Origin of the sequence: Pseudomonas sp. Irchel 3F6, assembly GCF_900187595.1 — a bacterium.
Lineage (GTDB): Bacteria > Pseudomonadota > Gammaproteobacteria > Pseudomonadales > Pseudomonadaceae > Aquipseudomonas > Aquipseudomonas siliginis.
On sequence record NZ_FYDP01000005.1, the window covers coordinates 218,194 to 235,885 of the forward strand.

Annotated in this window: 10 protein-coding genes; 8 read left to right on the forward strand and 2 right to left on the reverse strand. The window is 61.4% G+C overall.

Annotation, left to right across the window (positions count from 1 at the left end):
- Positions 1–42 precede the first annotated feature (42 nt).
- Positions 43–1,023 carry a transcriptional regulator ArgR gene (gene argR, locus CKW30_RS18335; protein ID WP_024014018.1) on the forward strand — a complete coding sequence of 327 codons (981 nt, stop codon included), beginning with the start codon at positions 43–45 and terminating at the stop codon, positions 1,021–1,023.
- Positions 1,024–1,037: 14 nt separating this feature from the next.
- On the opposite strand, the gene CKW30_RS18340 is transcribed toward argR, so the two are convergent.
- Positions 1,038–8,801 carry a dermonecrotic toxin domain-containing protein gene (locus CKW30_RS18340; RefSeq protein ID WP_095181522.1) on the reverse strand — a complete coding sequence of 2,588 codons (7,764 nt, stop codon included), beginning with the start codon at positions 8,799–8,801 and terminating at the stop codon, positions 1,038–1,040.
- Between the two features lie 304 nt (positions 8,802–9,105).
- On the opposite strand from CKW30_RS18340, the gene CKW30_RS18345 reads away from it, so the two are divergent.
- The 7 genes from CKW30_RS18345 (at position 9,106) to astE (ending at position 17,013) form a co-directional block, all read left to right on the forward strand.
- Positions 9,106–10,326 carry an aspartate aminotransferase family protein gene (locus tag CKW30_RS18345; protein ID WP_016773586.1) on the forward strand — a complete coding sequence of 407 codons (1,221 nt, stop codon included), beginning with the start codon at positions 9,106–9,108 and terminating at the stop codon, positions 10,324–10,326.
- A gap of 246 nt (positions 10,327–10,572) precedes the next feature.
- Entirely contained in the window at positions 10,573–11,592 is a 1,020-nt protein-coding gene (aruF, locus tag CKW30_RS18350) for an arginine/ornithine succinyltransferase subunit alpha (protein WP_024014015.1), read from the forward strand.
- Positions 11,593–11,643: 51 nt separating this feature from the next.
- Entirely contained in the window at positions 11,644–12,669 is a 1,026-nt protein-coding gene (gene astA, locus CKW30_RS18355; protein WP_095181523.1) for an arginine N-succinyltransferase, read from the forward strand.
- Entirely contained in the window at positions 12,666–14,135 is a 1,470-nt protein-coding gene (gene astD, locus CKW30_RS18360) for a succinylglutamate-semialdehyde dehydrogenase (protein ID WP_177434224.1), read from the forward strand. The genes astA and astD overlap by 4 nt, the downstream gene beginning before the upstream one ends.
- A gap of 163 nt (positions 14,136–14,298) precedes the next feature.
- On the forward strand, positions 14,299–15,645 hold the full coding sequence (gene astB / locus CKW30_RS18365) for an N-succinylarginine dihydrolase (RefSeq protein WP_095181525.1): 1,347 nt from the start codon (positions 14,299–14,301) through the stop codon (positions 15,643–15,645).
- A gap of 57 nt (positions 15,646–15,702) precedes the next feature.
- Entirely contained in the window at positions 15,703–15,993 is a 291-nt protein-coding gene (locus tag CKW30_RS18370) for a hypothetical protein (RefSeq protein WP_016773591.1), read from the forward strand.
- 12 nt (positions 15,994–16,005) lie between these two features.
- On the forward strand, positions 16,006–17,013 hold the full coding sequence (astE, locus tag CKW30_RS18375) for a succinylglutamate desuccinylase (RefSeq protein ID WP_095181526.1): 1,008 nt from the start codon (positions 16,006–16,008) through the stop codon (positions 17,011–17,013).
- 156 nt (positions 17,014–17,169) lie between these two features.
- Here the strand turns inward: astE and CKW30_RS18380 are convergent, their stop codons facing one another.
- Positions 17,170–17,679 carry a 6,7-dimethyl-8-ribityllumazine synthase gene (locus CKW30_RS18380; RefSeq protein WP_016773593.1) on the reverse strand — a complete coding sequence of 170 codons (510 nt, stop codon included), beginning with the start codon at positions 17,677–17,679 and terminating at the stop codon, positions 17,170–17,172.
- Between the last annotated feature and the right edge of the window lie 13 nt (positions 17,680–17,692).

Sequence of the window (17,692 nt, forward strand, 5' to 3'; positions counted from 1 at the left end):
CCCATGCCTTCATCACCGTTGTTCGTTTCGGATTGCCCGCCCATGACTGCCCATCGAATTGGTTTCCTGATTTGGCCCAGCACTAAAGCGTTGACGCTGGCGCTGGCGGAGGAGGCCTTGCGTGTTGCGCAGCGGGTGCACCCGGACGTGGTTTACGAACTGTCGTTCTTGCAGGCCGAGCCGCAGAGCGAAGGTGCCTGGCAATTGCCCGGCGAGCCGTGGGCCGGCAAGCTCGAGAATTTCCAGAAACTGTTCCTGCTCGCTGACGAGCCACCGACCACGCTCGCGCCGGCGCTGAGCAGTGCGCTCAAGCAACTGGTGCGTGCCGGTTGCGTGATCGGTGGTCTGTCGGCCGGTGTCTATCCGCTGGCCCAGCTCGGTTTGCTCGACGGTTATCGCGCCGCCGTGCACTGGCGCTGGCAGGACGATTTCGCTGAGCGCTTCCCGAAAGTCATCGCCACCAGTCATCTGTTCGACTGGGATCGCGATCGTCTGACCGCCTGCGGTGGCATGTCGGTGCTCGACCTGCTGCTGGCGGTGCTGGCCCGCGATCACGGCGCGGAACTGGCCGGTGCGGTGTCGGAAGAACTTGTCGTTGAGCGCATCCGCGAGGGCGGTGAGCGTCAGCGCATCCCGTTGCAGAATCGCCTCGGCTCCAGCCATCCGAAGCTCACACAAGCGGTGTTGCTGATGGAAGCCAACATCGAAGAGCCGCTGACCACCGACGAAATCGCCCAGCATGTGTGCGTGTCCCGTCGGCAGCTGGAACGGATCTTCAAGCAATACCTCAACCGCGTGCCGAGCCAGTACTACCTGGAATTGCGCCTGAACAAGGCCCGGCAGATGTTGATGCAGACCAGCAAATCGATCATCCAGATCGGCCTCTCGTGCGGCTTTTCCTCGGGGCCGCATTTCTCCAGCGCCTATCGCAACTTCTTCGGTGCCACGCCGCGCGAAGATCGCAACCAGCGGCGCAGCAGCAGCCCGTTCGAATTGTCGTCAGTGCCGCCGGAGCGTGGCTGAGCGCGGATCGACCCTCAATCGGTTTCCATGCCGCCGGAGAAGTCATGGAAATCCTCAATCGTCTGATACGCGGTGTCGTTGCTCGACTGCTGCTCCAGCAGGCGCAATTGATACGCCGCCTCATACCGCTGCAGGCGCTGCAAACTTTCGGCAGTCAGCGGGTTGTCGCTGAAGTCGTATTCGGTCAGCACGTCGCCGGGCTGTAAAGGAAACTCGCCCGGCAACTCGGTGATCGCGTTTCCGGACAAGTCCGCGTACATCAATCGAGGCAGTCCGAACAGGCCGTCAGGCACCTTGCTCAAGGCACAGTTGCCCAGACGCACATCGGTCATCTGCGGGAAATGACTCAGATCCGGAGCGATGTTGAGCGGATTGTCGCTCAGGTCCACGGAACTCAGGTTTCTCAGCGTTGCGAATGCTTCTGCGGTCTGCGCAGTCAGCGTGATTTCACAGCCCGGCAGATACAGGCTGCGCAGCCTTTCCATGGCGAAAATCGGGGCGGGAATCTCGCCCAGCGGATAATTGCGGATGTCGATGCCTTTGAGCTTCGGGAACAGCTCCAGCAGACGAACGATCCGAGGCGCAGCGGACGCTGTGGTGGTCAGCTTCAATTGTTCGATGTGGTCGAAACGCGCAGTCAGCGGCGGCAGCTCACCGGTAAACGACAACTCGCAGCTGACCCTTGGCCCTGTCAGGAACGAGGGCGCACGGCGCAGGTCGTCTTCGAGGTTTTGCCTGAAGTGCTGGCGGTTGAGTCTTTCCCTGGCTGCCGCGTCGGTCGCGAGCGGCATCTGCGTGTCAGTATCGTTGGGAGTCTCGTTGGCCCAGCTATCCAGGCGTTCGAGCAGGCTGGTGAGCTCGGTTTTGCGGCGCATCAGCTCAACACGTCCATCGGCCAGCGTGCCCGCAAGCTTGTAGACCAGATCGTTGGCATCGAAGCCGAACAGCGATGGATAAAGGCTTTGCGCCAGATCGATGTCTTGCTGTTGGACCCAGACACCGAAGTTGTCAGCCTTGGCCTGGAATGCGGCCTTGATCCGTTCTCTGGAAGCAACCGACAACGGGTTGCCGCCCAGTTCAATACCGCGATCGGAATACTGCGTCAGTTGCGCCGGCAATTCGCTGATGTTGTTGTCGCTCAGCAACGCGACTTCCAGGTGCGGCAGCTGTTCCAGCCCGGCGGGAACACTATCGATGCCGGTGTTGATCAGGTCGATGAACGTCAGGTTCTGCAGGGTCGATAGATCGGGCGTCACCTGCAGAGGGTTGCTATACAAGTCCAGAGATTTCAATCGGGTCATCGTGGACAGGATCGCCTGTCCGGCAGGATCCAGAGTGATCTGGCACTTGCTCAGCATCAACCTCTCAAGCAACGGCAGGCTTGGCAGCGATTGGGGTATCCGGCCCAAGGCGAAATCCTGCAGTTCCAGTCCGCGCAGGCCACTGAAGCTTCGGAAAAAACCATCGGGAATGTTCAGCCCCGGATTACCCTGAAGGTTGAGATGCGTGATGTGGCTGAAGTCAGCGGTCAGTTCCGGCAATTCGCCGGTGAATGTCGCATCGGCTTCGAAAGTATTGAACCGCAGGGCTGAGTTTTCGTTTTGCCGGCCGCGCCAGAGTTTCTCAAGGTCGCTGCTGAATCTTTGTCTGGCGGCGAGTTCTGCAAATCTTTCCGGCGCAGTCCAGGGCAGCTCTGTCGAAGGGTTGTTGACCGGCAAGCGCGCGCTCCATGTGTTGAGATCACTGGTCATGCGGGCGATTTCCGCCTCCCATCTGATCAGTTGCGCCGTGCCGGTCTGTAATGTCCCGGGCAGGCGATAAATCATGTTGATCGCAGCGTTTTCGCCCAGTCGCGGGAACAGTCTCTGCGCCATGGCAATGTCAGCCGATGCCGGCTTGATCCGGAAGTTGCGCCCTTGTGCGGCGTAGTAGCGCTTGACGCGCTCGCGGGCATTCATGGACAGAGGATTGTCGTTCAGATAGACGCTGTCGGCCCGCTCGGGATGCAAACTGAAAACAGCGTCGGGCAGCACGGTTATCTGGTTGTTATTGAGATGGAGCTCTCGCAGCAGCGGATGCTCGGCGATGCCCTTCGGCACGCTCGTCAGTTCGCTATGGCCGAGCGAGAAGTTCGTCACCTTGGGCAGGATTGTCAGGTCTGGCGCGTTTGTCAGTGGGTTATGGCTCAGATCGAGCAACCGCAACTCGGGCAGCGCGCCAAGTACCTGCCGCCCGGCAGGGGTAAGCGTCAGCGCGCAGTCATTGAGTTTGAGCTCTTTGAGATAGTGCAGACGGCTGACGAATGAAGGGATGTCATAGAGTGTGAAAGCTTTCAGTTCCAGCATCTGAAGATTCGGGAACAAGGCAGCGAACGGCTCCAGTCCCGCGATCGTCACGTTGCCCGCCAGCTTGAGGCTGGTAACGTGATCGAAGTTGACCGTCAGGCGCGGCATTTCGCCGAGGAACTTGAGGTCTGCCGCGAAAGAAGTCGTGCGCCTGCCGGTGCCCATCGATCTTTCGCCCCAGAAATCCTTTATCAATTGCTTGAAGTCCGAGCGTGCGGATCGTTGCGCCAAACGCTCGCTTGCGCTCAAGGCCTGACCGGTAACCGGGTGCGCAGACGGCGTTGCCAAGGCCCAGCGGGTCAGGTCATCGCGCATTTGTTGCTGTTCTGCTTGCCAGCGAAGGAGCTGTTGGCGACCGTCGGCCAGGTCGCCGGGCAAGTCGTAAATCATCTCGCTGGCCTCTTGCTTGTTCAAACCGGGAAACAACTGCCGGGCGAGGCTCACGTCCGGCTCGGCCGCCAATACGTCGAAGTCGTTGCGATGGAGGCGGTAGTAGTTTTTGATTTGGTCACGGGTGGCGGCCGATAGCGGGTTGTCGGCAAGGTCAATGCCGTCACTGCGCTCGGCGGGGAGGTCGAACAGCGCCTCGGGCAGTTGCGTGATGCGGTTGCCTGCGAGCACTGCGGTTCGCAACCCCGGATGGCTGGCCAGTCCTTCAGGCACGACGGTCAGCCCGCAGTTGGACAGATCGAGATAGATCAATTCGGGCAACAAATTCAGGTCGGGGAACGTTCCCAACGGATTGTCGCCCAGGTCCAGTGAGTCGAGGCTGCCAAGTGACAGCAGCGCAGCCTGATTTTCCGGGGTCATGACCACGCCACAATTTTTCAGCTCCAGATCGCTCAGTTGAGGCAGTTTTGCTTCGCCCAGCGCAAGCGGTCCCAGTTCGAAACCGTTCATTTTCAGCTTGGCAAGGTTGGGGAAGCACTCCACGAAGCGCAGGGCGTCGGTGATAGTGGCGTTGCCGGTGAGGTTCAGCCGCGTCACGCGCTCGAGACCGGCGCTGAGTATCGGCATATCCCCACTGAACGTCGCCGTTGCCCTGAGTTCTTCAAGGCGCGGGTACAGGGGCGGGCTGCGCCAGAATTGCTCGATCTGTTGCGCAAAGGATCGCCGGGCCTCCAGTTCGCGGGCCTGTGCCTCGAGAGGCAGACGCTCCCCCGACTCAGAGGCGGTCACGGTGGCCTGGTTGATCCATTGACTGAGTTCGAGATTCAGCACGCCGAGTTCATTTTCCCAGCGGGACAACTGTGCGCCGCACTCCGCCAATGGCCCGGGCAATCGGTACAACACCTGTGTTGCGCCTTCCGTGTCGAGGGATGGAAACAAGGCGATGGTGCGTTGCAGATCCTCCTGCACGGGCCGGACGCCGAAGTGCCTTCCGGTGTGCTCGTAGAACACTTTTACCCGCTCGCGAGAAGCCGCCGTCAACGGGTTATCGGCGAAGGTAAAACCATCGCTGAGGGAGCTGGCCAGGTTGAAAAAACTGTCCGGTATCCGCGTGATGCGGTTGCGATCGAATTGCGCCGAAATCAGGCGCGGATGATCCAGCAGATCGTCGGGCACCGTGTGAATGCCGGTATCCGACAGGTTCACGTAGCGCAATGAAGGCAGTGTGTGCAGGTCCGGAGGCAGGCCCAGCGCATTGCCTTGCAGATCGAGCAGGGTGAGCTGCGGCATGGCTGCGAGCACCGACTCTGTGACCGTCGTCAGACTGATCCGACAATTGCGTAAGCGCAATTCGCGCAGCGAGCGCATCGAAGTCAGTGCTTGCGGCAGGCTCGACAGATTGAGATTGCGCGCATCGATATTCTGCAACTGGCTGAAGGACTGCAGAAAGCTGTCGACGGAGGTGGTCATCGGGCTGCCATCAATGGCGAGCGAGGTGATATGACTGAAGTCTGCTGACAACACGGGCAAGTCGCCCATCACCGCAGGTGTAAGGCGCAAGGCGTATCCGGCGGCAAAGCCCCGGTGATTGATACCCGTGACGTGCTCCCGTCTCCAGGCTTTGAGCAATTGCTCCCGTAGCAGCCTGCGATTCTGGATTTCGGCGCGCTTCTCCAGCGAGGTGAGCGCCGTGCCGGTTTCCGGGTGCACGGCGGGGGGGTTGTTGGCCCAGACATGCAGTTCGTTCTGCAATTGCAGGTAGTCATTTTGCAAACGAAGCATTTCGGCGCGCGGGCCTGCGGGACTGCTTCGCATGCTTTCGGCGAGGAAGCGCACTTCATGGTTCGACATGCGTGGATAGAGCACCCGGATGTCTTCTTCGAGGGTGTGCGGCTGGTAAGCGGGGCGTGGCGGACGCGGAGCATGGGCGTAACCGTCGGTACCGAGCAGGCGCAGGGTGTCGACAGCCGGCGCTCGGGACGGCGTATCGGCAATCACCTGACGCCACTCGTTGCGCTCGAGCGTGCGTTCACGAATGGCCGCCTTCAGCGTCTGACCCTGGCCGATCCGCATGTCCAGGCTCTGGCGCTCGCTGTCGGGTAATGCGTACAACAGGCTGGAATAGAAATCAGCGAACGAATGCAGCTGCTGCCCACGATCGTCATAAGGTTGGTATTGGCCATCGTCGCGGCGAACCAGCACCTTGTATTCGGGCGCATCGTCACGGCCGATCGTGTCCAGTAACCGGCCCTCGTAGCGCCCGCCGCGGATTTCGATGCGTACATCGCCGCTCCAGCCCGGCAACAATTTGAGGCTGTGCAGCGCCAGAGAATCAGAGTCGTGATTGCTCATCGAATCCAGCTCAAGGCCCTCATATGCGCGGGCAACGCGCACCTCCTCACTGGCCATCTGCATGAGTGCCTGCTGGCGCGGGGGCAATTGTCCTTCGCTGATCTGCAACAGTTCGCTGCCGGTCGCGGTATCGAGCAGTTCGCGGGTAATGCTGGCCGGCAATTGCGGAGGGTGAATCTTGAGTCGAGCGGCCAGCGGGTCGTCGAGGTGCTGGAGGGCTTGATAGCGCGACTCGAACAGCGCGCTGGTGTTGCGTCTAGCGAGGTCGGCCACTTGTTTGCGCAGGTTGTGGCTGCGGACCTCGATGGACGGCGTCGGTCCCGCGAAGGGCTCGTCCAGCAAGGTTTTGATCTGCATCTCGTCGAGGGCTTGGAGCAGGGTTTTGAGCACGTCGCCACCGGCCAGCGTGTCGTGGCGTAGTTCGATTACCGGCAGGCTTGTGTCGGCAGACGATTGCCACAGTTGCTCGCCTTGGCGATCAAGCAGGCGCAGACATTTGTCGCCTGGCCAGCGGCCGTATTCGCTGAGCACCTGCAGCTGCATTACCGGGTCGGCGCGCAAGAAAACTTCAGCGTCAGCGCTGTCGAGCTGGTCGATGAAGCGTTGCAACTGCTGATCAATCTTGAAGCGCTGGATGCTGTCGGCCAGCAGAGGCGGAACGCTTTCCTGCTCGACATGCATTTTGCGCAACGCGTCTTCGCTGGTTCCGCTGATCTGCAGCACGGTTTCGCGCTCGCTCGCGGACAAGCTCTCGACCGCAGGGCCGATACGGCGCAGCGCGGTTGCGCCATCCCATTCCAGCGGTTGCTCGAGTTCAGTGTGCCAGGCACCTTCGCCATTGTGGCGCAGCACCGGTTGGTATGCGTCGGGGCGACTCGGATGTTCGATGCGGTACTGCCCCGGCACCTGACTTTCCGTGACCGCAAAGTGCGCGTCCTCCAAGGGCAGCAGGCGCTTGTCCTCATGCGCATGCAAACCCAGGGCATCGGGTTGCGAATCGGCACTCGGGCGCTGCGGATGTTTGTAGCGTTCGAGATCCGGTTGCCAGTAGCGGGTGTCACCATTGGCCAGTTGTACCGGTTTGAAGCGGTCGATGAACGCCACGATTTCCTTGGGCAATATCTTGCGGAACTCGGCCGCGCCAATCGCACCGCCGACGGCGAACATGCCCAACTGGATCATCGATTCCACGGTTCCCATCAGGTGTTCGACCGCCTCGGTCGTGCGCCCCTGCGCCCACTCGACAATGCCTTCGAATACTTCATCGAGCATCTGATAGGCCATGTACGCCATCATCGCTTCACCGAGCACCGGCACGAAGGGGGCGACGATCATCGCGGCGGTCTGGGCGATGGAAGAGAGGATGTTGAGCAGCGAATCCCAGAACGCCCAGCGCGCCCTTTGATCGACTAACGCAGTCGGTACGGCAATGGTTCGGGCGTCATTGAAAATCTTGTTCAGTTTTGCCTGGTACAGGTGTTGCCACACATCGTCGTAAAACGGCGTCAGCGCAGTCTGCAGATCGGGCCGCTCCACTGCGGCTTCGCGCCACGCCGGCCGAGGGTCGCCGGGTTCGTGCGGGTGCCAGCGGATTTCACTCAGCCGGCTGTTGAGGGTGCTGAAGAAGAAGCCGCGCTGGTCGTGATTGACGAAGCGGCTGAAGAACTGCTGATAGTCCCTGGAGCGCAACTGGCGCGTCAGTTCCACGACCATTTCCAATGGCGAGGCGTACTCCTTGAACGGATGTTCGGGGTCATCCGGGACGTAGGCGACGACGCGCGCTGCATTGCGTGTCATGTACAGGTCCGGGGCGAATACCACGATGCCGGTGAGCGGTGCGCAAAGCATCGTCATGTCATGACACAGCAGCGGGGCGCCGTGCACATGCAGGCCTTTCACACCGTCGAGCATGGCTTCGATCAGGCGTACCGCGTTTTCCGACACGTCGCGGTTCATCCGCGCCCATTGCAGGGCCGATTTCATCGCGGCCTTCTGGCTGGCGTCGATCTTGCCGCGCAAGACCGACGCGACCATCGGATCGGAGTAGCCCAGATTGTCTTCCAGACTGGCTTTGTATTTCGCGCCGATATCCAGTCGACGGCACAGTTTTGTGAAAGCGGAAATGCTCAGTTTCGCCTTGATCTCGGGCAGGGTTTCAAACTGCCCTGTGGCCGAGGGGGCGCTAGTGAATGTCGACTCGGCTTCGAAGGCGTCGTCTTCGGTTTCCCTTTCTTCGAAGTTATGCAGTGCCGCCTCAAGCAGTGACACGGACCAGGCGCGGGCGCCGGTGCGGATCGGAAACCACGGGGTGGTGGCGGGAATGTACAGGCGCACGTAGGTGTTTCTGACATCCAGTTCCAGATCGAAGCAGCTTTTCAGCTCGGCCTTGAGCAGGGGCTCGGCGAAGGCCGCAGCGTCCTGCAAGTGCTCAAGGCTCTTGTCGACCCGGCTCTGCGCGGTGATATGCGCCGCCCCAAGGCTTTTCATCAACGCGTGCTGTTCGGCTGGCGCGACCTTGAGCGCGGCCGGCTGTTGCGGGACGCTGTTCTTCAGCGCTTCGCGCCGCGTGGCTGAGGTGTCGCCCAGCCAGGCCGGAATCGCGTTTTTCAGTGGTTGGTAATGCTCGTCCGCATGTTGCGCGTCATGTACGGCGTCCGGGGTTGCCGATGGGGGTGCTTCAGACAAATGCATGGCCATTCCTTGGCGTTGGGAAGAACCCTCAGCAAATCAGCGGCAAGCGACCACCGTGCGGTAGATATTTATATCTCTGCCGTGGGGGCTGACTTGGTATCCTGCGCGGCCTGCCGCAAATCGGCCGCGCCCGGTAAACTGCGCCTTTGCGACGCTATATGTCGCATTGCCGTAAACCCGGGAAAATCCGGGGTTTGCGCTATAAGAAGTTGTCGCTTGGCGACAAGGCCGGGCACCAAACTGTCCTTACAATCCCCTCATCGCTCGCCAGTTCCAGGCGGGTGTTCCTCTTCAGGAGACTCCGATGTCCGTTGAGCACGCTGCGGTACAACGCGCCGATTTCGACCAGGTTATGGTTCCCAACTACGCGCCTGCCGCTTTCATTCCGGTGCGTGGCGCCGGTTCCCGGGTCTGGGATCAGGCCGGCCGCGAGCTGATCGACTTCGCCGGCGGGATTGCCGTCAACGTTTTGGGCCATGCGCATCCGGCGCTGGTCGGCGCGTTGACCGAACAGGCGAACAAGCTGTGGCACGTGTCCAACGTGTTCACCAACGAACCGGCCCTGCGTCTGGCGCACAAGCTGATCGACGCCACGTTTGCCGAGCGCGTGTTTTTCTGCAACTCCGGCGCCGAAGCCAACGAGGCCGCGTTCAAGCTGGCCCGTCGCGTCGCATTCGACCGTTTCGGCACCGAGAAATACGAAATCATCGCCGCGCTGAACAGCTTCCACGGCCGTACCCTGTTCACCGTCAACGTCGGTGGCCAGTCGAAGTACTCCGACGGTTTCGGCCCGAAAATCACTGGCATCACCCACGTTCCCTACAACGATCTGGCCGCGCTGAAAGCCGCGGTGTCCGAGAAGACCTGCGCGGTCGTGCTCGAGCCGATCCAGGGCGAGGGCGGCGTACTGCCGGCCGAACTGGCTTACCTGCAAGGCGCCCGCGAACTGTGCGACGCGAACAACGCGCTGCTGGTGTTCGACGAAGTGCAGACCGGCATGGGCCGCAGCGGCAAGCTGTTTGCCTACCAGCATTACGGCGTGACCCCGGACATCCTCACCAGCGCCAAGAGCCTGGGCGGTGGTTTCCCGATCGCGGCAATGATGACCACCGAAGCGCTGGCCAAACATCTGGTCGTCGGCACCCACGGCACCACTTACGGCGGCAACCCGCTGGCCTGCGCCGTCGCCGAAGCGGTGATCGACGTGGTCAACACCCCTGAAGTGTTGAACGGCGTGAACGCCAAGCACGACAAGTTCAAGACCCGCCTGCAACAGATCGGCGAGAAATACGGCCTGTTCACTCAGGTGCGTGGTCTCGGTCTGCTGATCGGTTGCGTGCTGAGCGAAGCGTGGAAAGGCAAGGCCAAGGACATCTTCAACGCCGCCGAGCAGGAAGGCCTGATGATTCTCCAGGCTGGCCCGGACGTGATCCGCTTCGCCCCGAGCCTGGTGGTGGAAGATGCCGATATCGACGCCGGTCTCGACCGCTTCGAACGTGCTGCGGCGAAGTTGACGCAAGCCTGATGGACCTTTCGGCGCCTGGAGTTTTTCCGGCGCCGAACCAATTTTTGATACCGGGCACATTCACCTGTTGGATTGAACCTGTGGTGAGGGGATTTGTCCCCGATGGGCTGCGCAGCGGCCCCAGATTTTTGGGGGTGCTTCGCCCCCCAGCGGGGATAAATCCCCTCGCCACAAGTCCCATTCCTGCATCGATCTTTATGTGGGCCCGGTTTTTTCTGTGAATATTGAAGAGAAAGGAGTGACACCATGCTGGTGATGCGCCCCGCGCAAATGGCTGATCTGGGCGAGGTACAGCGTCTGGCTGCGGACAGCCCGATTGGTGTCACTTCCTTGCCGGATGACGTGGAACGTCTGAGCGACAAGATCGCCGCGAGCGAAGCTTCGTTCGCCGCCGAAGTGAGCTTCAACGGTGAAGAGAGTTACTTCTTTGTCCTCGAAGACTCGAGCACCGGCAAACTGGTCGGCTGCTCGGCCATTGTCGCTTCCGCCGGTTATTCGGAGCCGTTCTACAGCTTCCGCAACGAGACTTTCGTCCACGCCTCCCGCGAGCTGAAGATCCACAACAAGATCCACGTGCTCTCGCAGTGCCACGACCTGACCGGCAACAGCCTGCTGACCAGTTTCTATGTGCAGCGCGAGCTGGTCGGATCGCCGTGGGCCGAGCTCAATTCCCGTGGCCGTCTGCTGTTCGTTGCCAGCCACCCGGAGCGTTTTGCCGACTCGGTGGTGACCGAGATCGTCGGTTACAGCGACGAGAATGGCGACTCGCCGTTCTGGGATGCGATCGGGCGTAACTTCTTCGACCTCAACTACGCCGAGGCCGAGCGCCTGTGCGGGCTAAAAAGCCGCACCTTCCTCGCCGAGCTGATGCCGCATTACCCGATCTACGTGCCGCTGCTGCCGGATTCCGCCCAAGAGGCGATGGGCCAGGTGCACCCGCGTGCGCAGATCACTTTCGACATCCTGATGCGCGAAGGCTTCGAAACCGATCACTACATCGACATCTTCGACGGCGGCCCGACCCTGCATGCACGGGTTTCCGGGATCCGTTCGATCGCTCAGAGCCGCGTGGTGCCGGTGAAGATCGGCGAGCCAGTGAAAGGTGCCGGGCGTCAGTACCTGGTGGCCAATGCGCAGTTGCAGGATTACCGCGCGGTGTTGCTCGAGCTGGATTACGCGCCGGGCAAACCGGTGACGCTGGATATGGAAGCGGCCGAAGCCCTGGGCGTCGGTGAAGGTGCCAGCGTGCGCCTGGTGGCGGTTTAACGCCTTAGCGAGTTTCACGGGTGGCGCGAGCGGCCCGTTTGAGGAGATAGCATGATTGTTCGTCCCGTACGCAGCAGCGATTTATCCGCGCTGATCGACCTGGCCCGCAGCACCGGCACCGGCCTGACCACATTGCCGGCCAACGAAGAGCGCTTGACCCACCGGGTCGGCTGGGCCGAGAAGACCTTTCGCGGCGAAGCCGGGCGTGGCGATGCGGACTATCTGTTCGTGCTCGAAGACGATGACGGCCGCGTGGTGGGGATTTCCGCCATCGCCGGCGCGGTCGGCCTGCGTGAGCCCTGGTACAACTTCCGCGTCGGTCTGACGGTCAGCGCTTCGCAAGAGCTGACCATCTACCGCGAAATCCCGACGCTGTTTCTGGCCAACGACCTGACCGGCAATTCCGAGCTGTGCTCGCTGTTCCTGCACGCTGATTACCGCAACGGCCTCAACGGCCGGATGCTGTCCAAGGCGCGCATGCTGTTCATCGCTGAGTTCCCGGAGCTGTTCGGTAACAAGATCATCGCCGAAATGCGTGGCGTGTCCGATGACGCCGGGCGCTCGCCGTTCTGGGAAAGCCTCGGCCGCCATTTCTTCAAGATGGAATTCAGCCAGGCCGATTACCTGACCGGCGTCGGCAACAAGGCGTTCATCGCCGAACTGATGCCGAAATTCCCGCTGTACACCTGCTTCCTTTCGCCGGACGCGCGCAACGTCATCGGCCAGGTGCACCCGGACACCGAGCCGGCGCTGGCCATGCTCAAGAGCGAAGGCTTCAGCTACCAGGGTTACGTCGACATCTTCGACGCCGGCCCGGCCATCGAATGCGAAACCAGCAAGATCCGCGCGGTGCGTGACAGCGAAGCGCTGGTGCTGGCCGTCGGCACGCCGGGCGATGACGCCACGCCGTTCATCATCCACAACCGCAAGCGCGAGGATTGCCGCATCACGGCTGCACCAGCGCGCCTGGCTGCGGGCACCCTGGTGGTCGATCCGCAAACCGCGAAACGTCTTCAACTCAGCGCCGGCGATCAGGTTCGCGCCGTGGCGTTGTCCGCTGCACGGGAGTCGAAATAATGAATTCGCTATACATCGCAGGTGAGTGGCTGGCCGGTCAGGGCGAGGCCTTTCAATCGCTGAACCCGGTGACCCAGCAAGTGCTGTGGGCGGGCGAGGGCGCCACTGTCGCGCAGGTCGAATCGGCGGTGCAGGCCGCTCGTCAGGCCTTTCCCGGCTGGGCGCGCCGTACGCTCGAAGAGCGCATCAGCGTCCTCGAAGCTTTCGCCGCGTCGTTGAAAAACCACGCTGACGAACTGGCTCGCACCATCGGCGAAGAAACCGGCAAACCACTGTGGGAAGCTGCGACCGAAGTGACCAGTATGGTCAACAAGATCGCGATTTCGGTGCAGAGCTACCGCGAGCGCACCGGGGAAAAGAGCGGCCCATTGGGCGACGCCACCGCCGTGTTGCGCCACAAGCCGCACGGCGTGGTCGCGGTCTTCGGCCCTTACAACTTCCCCGGTCACCTGCCTAACGGTCATATCGTCCCGGCACTGCTGGCCGGTAACAGCGTGCTGTTCAAGCCCAGCGAACTGACGCCGAAAGTCGCCGAGTTGACGGTCAAGTGCTGGATCGAAGCCGGCCTGCCGGCAGGCGTGTTGAACCTGCTGCAGGGCGCGCGGGAAACCGGCATCGCTCTGGCGGCGAATCCGGGTATCGACGGTCTGTTCTTCACTGGTTCGAGCCGCACCGGCAATCATCTGCACCAGCAATTCGCCGGGCGTCCGGACAAGATCCTTGCGCTGGAGATGGGCGGCAACAACCCGCTGGTGGTCGATCAGGTCGCTGATCTGGACGCGGCGGTGTACACGATCATTCAGTCGGCATTCATTTCCGCCGGCCAGCGCTGCACTTGCGCCCGCCGTCTGCTGGTGCCGCAAGGCGCGTGGGGCGACAGCCTGCTCAAGCGTCTGGTTGAAGTCAGTTCGACCATTGAAGTCGGTGCCTTCGATCAGCAACCGGCACCGTTCATGGGCTCGGTGATTTCCCTCGGCGCGGCGAAAGCGCTGATGGATGCGCAGGAACAACTGCTGGCCAACGGCGCGGTGGCGCTGCTGGAAATGACCCAGCCGCAAGCACAATCGGCCTTGCTGACTCCGGGCATTGTCGATGTGACGGCCGTGGCTGAGCGTCCGGACGAAGAACTGTTCGGGCCGCTGCTGCAAGTGATCCGCTATACCGATTTCGGCGCGGCGATCACTGAAGCCAACAACACTGCTTATGGACTGGCCGCCGGTTTGCTCTCCGATTCCGAAGCGCGTTACCAGCAGTTCTGGCTGGAAAGCCGCGCCGGCATCGTCAACTGGAACAAACAGCTGACCGGTGCCGCGAGCAGCGCGCCATTCGGCGGCGTCGGCGCCTCGGGCAACCACCGCGCCAGCGCCTATTACGCAGCGGACTACTGCGCATACCCGGTGGCGTCGCTGGAAACCCCGAGCCTGGTGTTGCCATCGGCTCTGACGCCTGGCGTGAAAATGGCGTAGCGCCCATTCGCGAGCAGGCTCGCTCCCACAGGTTCAGTGGTGTTCACACATTTTGTGTCCAACCTAAATCCTGTGGGAGCGAGCCTGCTCGCGAAGGCCGCACTGCGGTCGCAAAGAATAGTTACTGAAGCCTATAACAACAGATTCTCGTGGAGCCTCGCTGATGAAATCCTATGAAGTCAATTTTGACGGTCTAGTGGGGCCGACCCATAACTACGGTGGTCTGTCCTACGGCAACGTCGCCTCGCAGAGCAACAGTCAGCAATCCTCGAACCCGAAGGAAGCGGCGCTGCAAGGTCTGGCAAAAATGAAAGCGCTGATGGACATGGGCTTTCAGCAAGGCGTGCTGGCTCCGCAGGAACGTCCCGACGTGGCGGCGCTGCGCCGTCTGGGCTTCAGCGGCACTGACGCGCAGGTGATCGAGCGCGCCGCCAAGGAAGCGATGCCGCTGCTGGTCGCCAGTTGCTCGGCGTCGAGCATGTGGGTGGCCAACGCCGCCACGGTCAGCCCGAGTGCCGACACCGCTGACGGCCGCGTGCACTTCACCGCCGCCAACCTCAATTGCAAATATCACCGCAGCATCGAACACCCGACCACCAGCCGCGTGCTCGGCGCGATGTTCGCCAATCAACAGCACTTCGCCCATCACGCCGCTTTGCCGGCAGTGGCGCAGTTTGGCGACGAAGGCGCGGCCAACCACACGCGTTTCTGCCGTGAGTACGGCGAGGCGGGCGTCGAGTTTTTCGTGTTCGGCCGCAGTGCGTTCGACAACCGTTTCCCGGCGCCGCAGAAATACCCTGCACGCCAGACCCTCGAAGCCTCGCAAGCCGTCGCGCGTCTGCACGGTCTGCGTGACGAAGGCGTGGTCTACGCGCAACAGAATCCCAACGTCATCGATCAGGGCGTGTTCCACAACGACGTGATCGCTGTGGGCAACGGTGAAGTGCTGTTCTATCACGAGGACGCGTTCCTCGAGACCGACAAGATGCTCGCCGAACTGCAAGGCAAACTGGCCAAGGTCGGTGGTAACTTCCAGTCCGTTTGCGTGCCGCGTTCGGCAGTCACCGTGGATGACGCGGTGCGTTCCTACCTGTTCAACAGCCAGTTGCTCTCGCGTCCTGACGGTTCGATGCTGCTGATCGTGCCGCAGGAATGCCAGGCCAACGAACGCGTCTGGGCTTATCTGCAAAGCCTGACCAGCTCCGGCGGAATGATCCGCGAAGTTAAAGTCTTCGATCTCAAGCAAAGCATGCAGAACGGCGGTGGCCCGGCGTGCCTGCGTCTGCGCGTGGCGCTGAATGAAACCGAACTGGCGGCGGTCAACCCAGGCGTTATCATGACGGCCCCGTTGTACGGTTCGTTGACCGCATGGGTTGAAAAGCACTACCGCGACCGCCTGAGCGAAACCGATCTGGCGGACCCGCAATTGTTGCTTGAATGCCGGACGGCACTGGATGAACTGACGCAAATCCTTAAACTGGGCGCGGTTTATCCCTTCCAGATCAATTGATCGCCAGCGCGCTGCCTGAACGTGGCGCGCGGCGTGTCACCCCAAGAGAGTAAAAACATGAGCGATTCCCTGCAGCTGATCCTTGAAGACACCGACGGCACGCAATTGCAAACCTCGTGCACCCGCGTTGCGGTCATGTGGCAAGGCAAAGAGCTGTGGATCCAGCAGGACGGCCGTGGCCAGCTGCTGATCGGCGTGGACGTCGAGGAAGGTGACGAAGAGTACGCCAACCTGCTGCTGCGCCCATTGGCGACTAATCTGGTAAGTCTGCAACTGGAAATGGAACCGGCTGACCTCGGCGCTGACGAGGATCACGTACACGGCCCGGATTGCAACCACGACCACTAAGGAAACCGCTCTATGCTCGCCCTCGGCAAACTGCTTGAACTGACCCTCGCCGGCCGCGAACCGGCGGAGAAGACTCAACTGACTGTCGAAGGCGTGCGCATGCGCTGGTTGAGCGAAGGGGCGCTGGAAGTGCGGCCCCCGGAAGCGCGCGACAATGGCCTGGACCTGCTGCTGTCGGCAGGCATCCATGGCAATGAAACGGCACCGATCGAGTTGCTCGATCGGCTGCTGCACGACATCGCGCGCGGCGATCTCAAGCCGCGCGCACGCATTCTGTTCCTGTTCGGCAACCCGGAAGCGATTCGCAAGGGCGAGCGTTTCGTCGAGCAGGACGTCAATCGACTGTTCAACGGTCGCCACGAACAAAGCAGCGGCTCGGAAGCGTTGCGCGCCTGTGAGCTGGAACGGCTGGCGGCGAGTTTCTTCAGCAAGCCCGAGCGCCAGCGTCTGCACTACGACCTGCACACCGCGATTCGTGGGTCGAAGATCGAACAGTTCGCCTTGTACCCGTGGAAGGAAGGGCGCCAGCATTCCCGTCGCGAACTGGCGCGCCTGCGCGCCGCCGGCATGGAAGCAGTGCTGTTGCAGAACAAACCATCCATCGTGTTCAGTTCGTACACCTACGACAAACTCGACGCCGAGGCTTTCACCCTGGAACTGGGCAAGGCGCGGCCGTTCGGGCAGAACGACGGCGTTAACGTTTCACTGCTGGAAACCCGCCTGAAGCAGATCATCGAAGGCGCTGAGCCGGAGACAGAAGAAGGGCTGGATGGCTTGCAGCTGTTCAGCGTGGCGCGGGAAATCATCAAGCACAGCGATGCGTTCCGCCTGAATCTGCCGGCGGATATCGAGAACTTTTCCGAGCTGGAGCCGGGTTATGTGTTGGCCGAGGATCTGGCCAATACCCGCTGGGTGATCGAAGAGCAGGGCGCGCGGATCATCTTCCCCAACCCCAAGGTCAAGAACGGCCTGCGCGCCGGCATTCTGATCGTCCCGACCACCGACGAAAACCTCGCCTGACGTTCCGATTAACGCGAAGCACTGTGGGAGCGAGCCTGCTCGCGAATGCTGACTGTCTGCCAACTTCTTTGGTGGCTGACACGGCGCCTTCGCGAGCAGGCTCGCTCCCACATTTGAATTCGGGTGGGGCTTAAGTCCCCACCCGGCCTGGTGCAGTCAGACCGCTACAGCGCGCGGCTCGGTGCGGCGCAACGCGCGAATCTTCTGCAACGTATCCGCGCAAGTCCGCGCCGCTTCCTGACCCTTGTGCACAAAGTGCTCGAAGAAGAACTTCTGATGCTCTTCGCCCGAATGGAAGTGGTGCGGGGTGAGCGACACCGAGAACACCGGCACTTCGGTTTCCAACTGCACCTGCATCAGGCCGCTGACCACCGATTGCGCGACGAATTCGTGGCGATAAATGCCGCCGTCCACCACCAAAGCGGCGGCGACAATACCAGCGTAACGGCCTGACTTGGCCAGCAGCTTTGCGTGCAGCGGCATTTCAAAGGCGCCGCCGACTTCAAAAAAGTCGATGTCCGATTCCTGATAACCCTGCACCAGCATTTCAGCGACGAAGCCTTTACGGCTCTGGTCGACGATTTCCTTGTGCCAGCAGGCCTGGATGAACGCGACGCGCTCGCCCTGGGGGTGTTTGCTTTTGCTGTCGATTGCGGTGGGTTGCATGTTCTGACTCCTG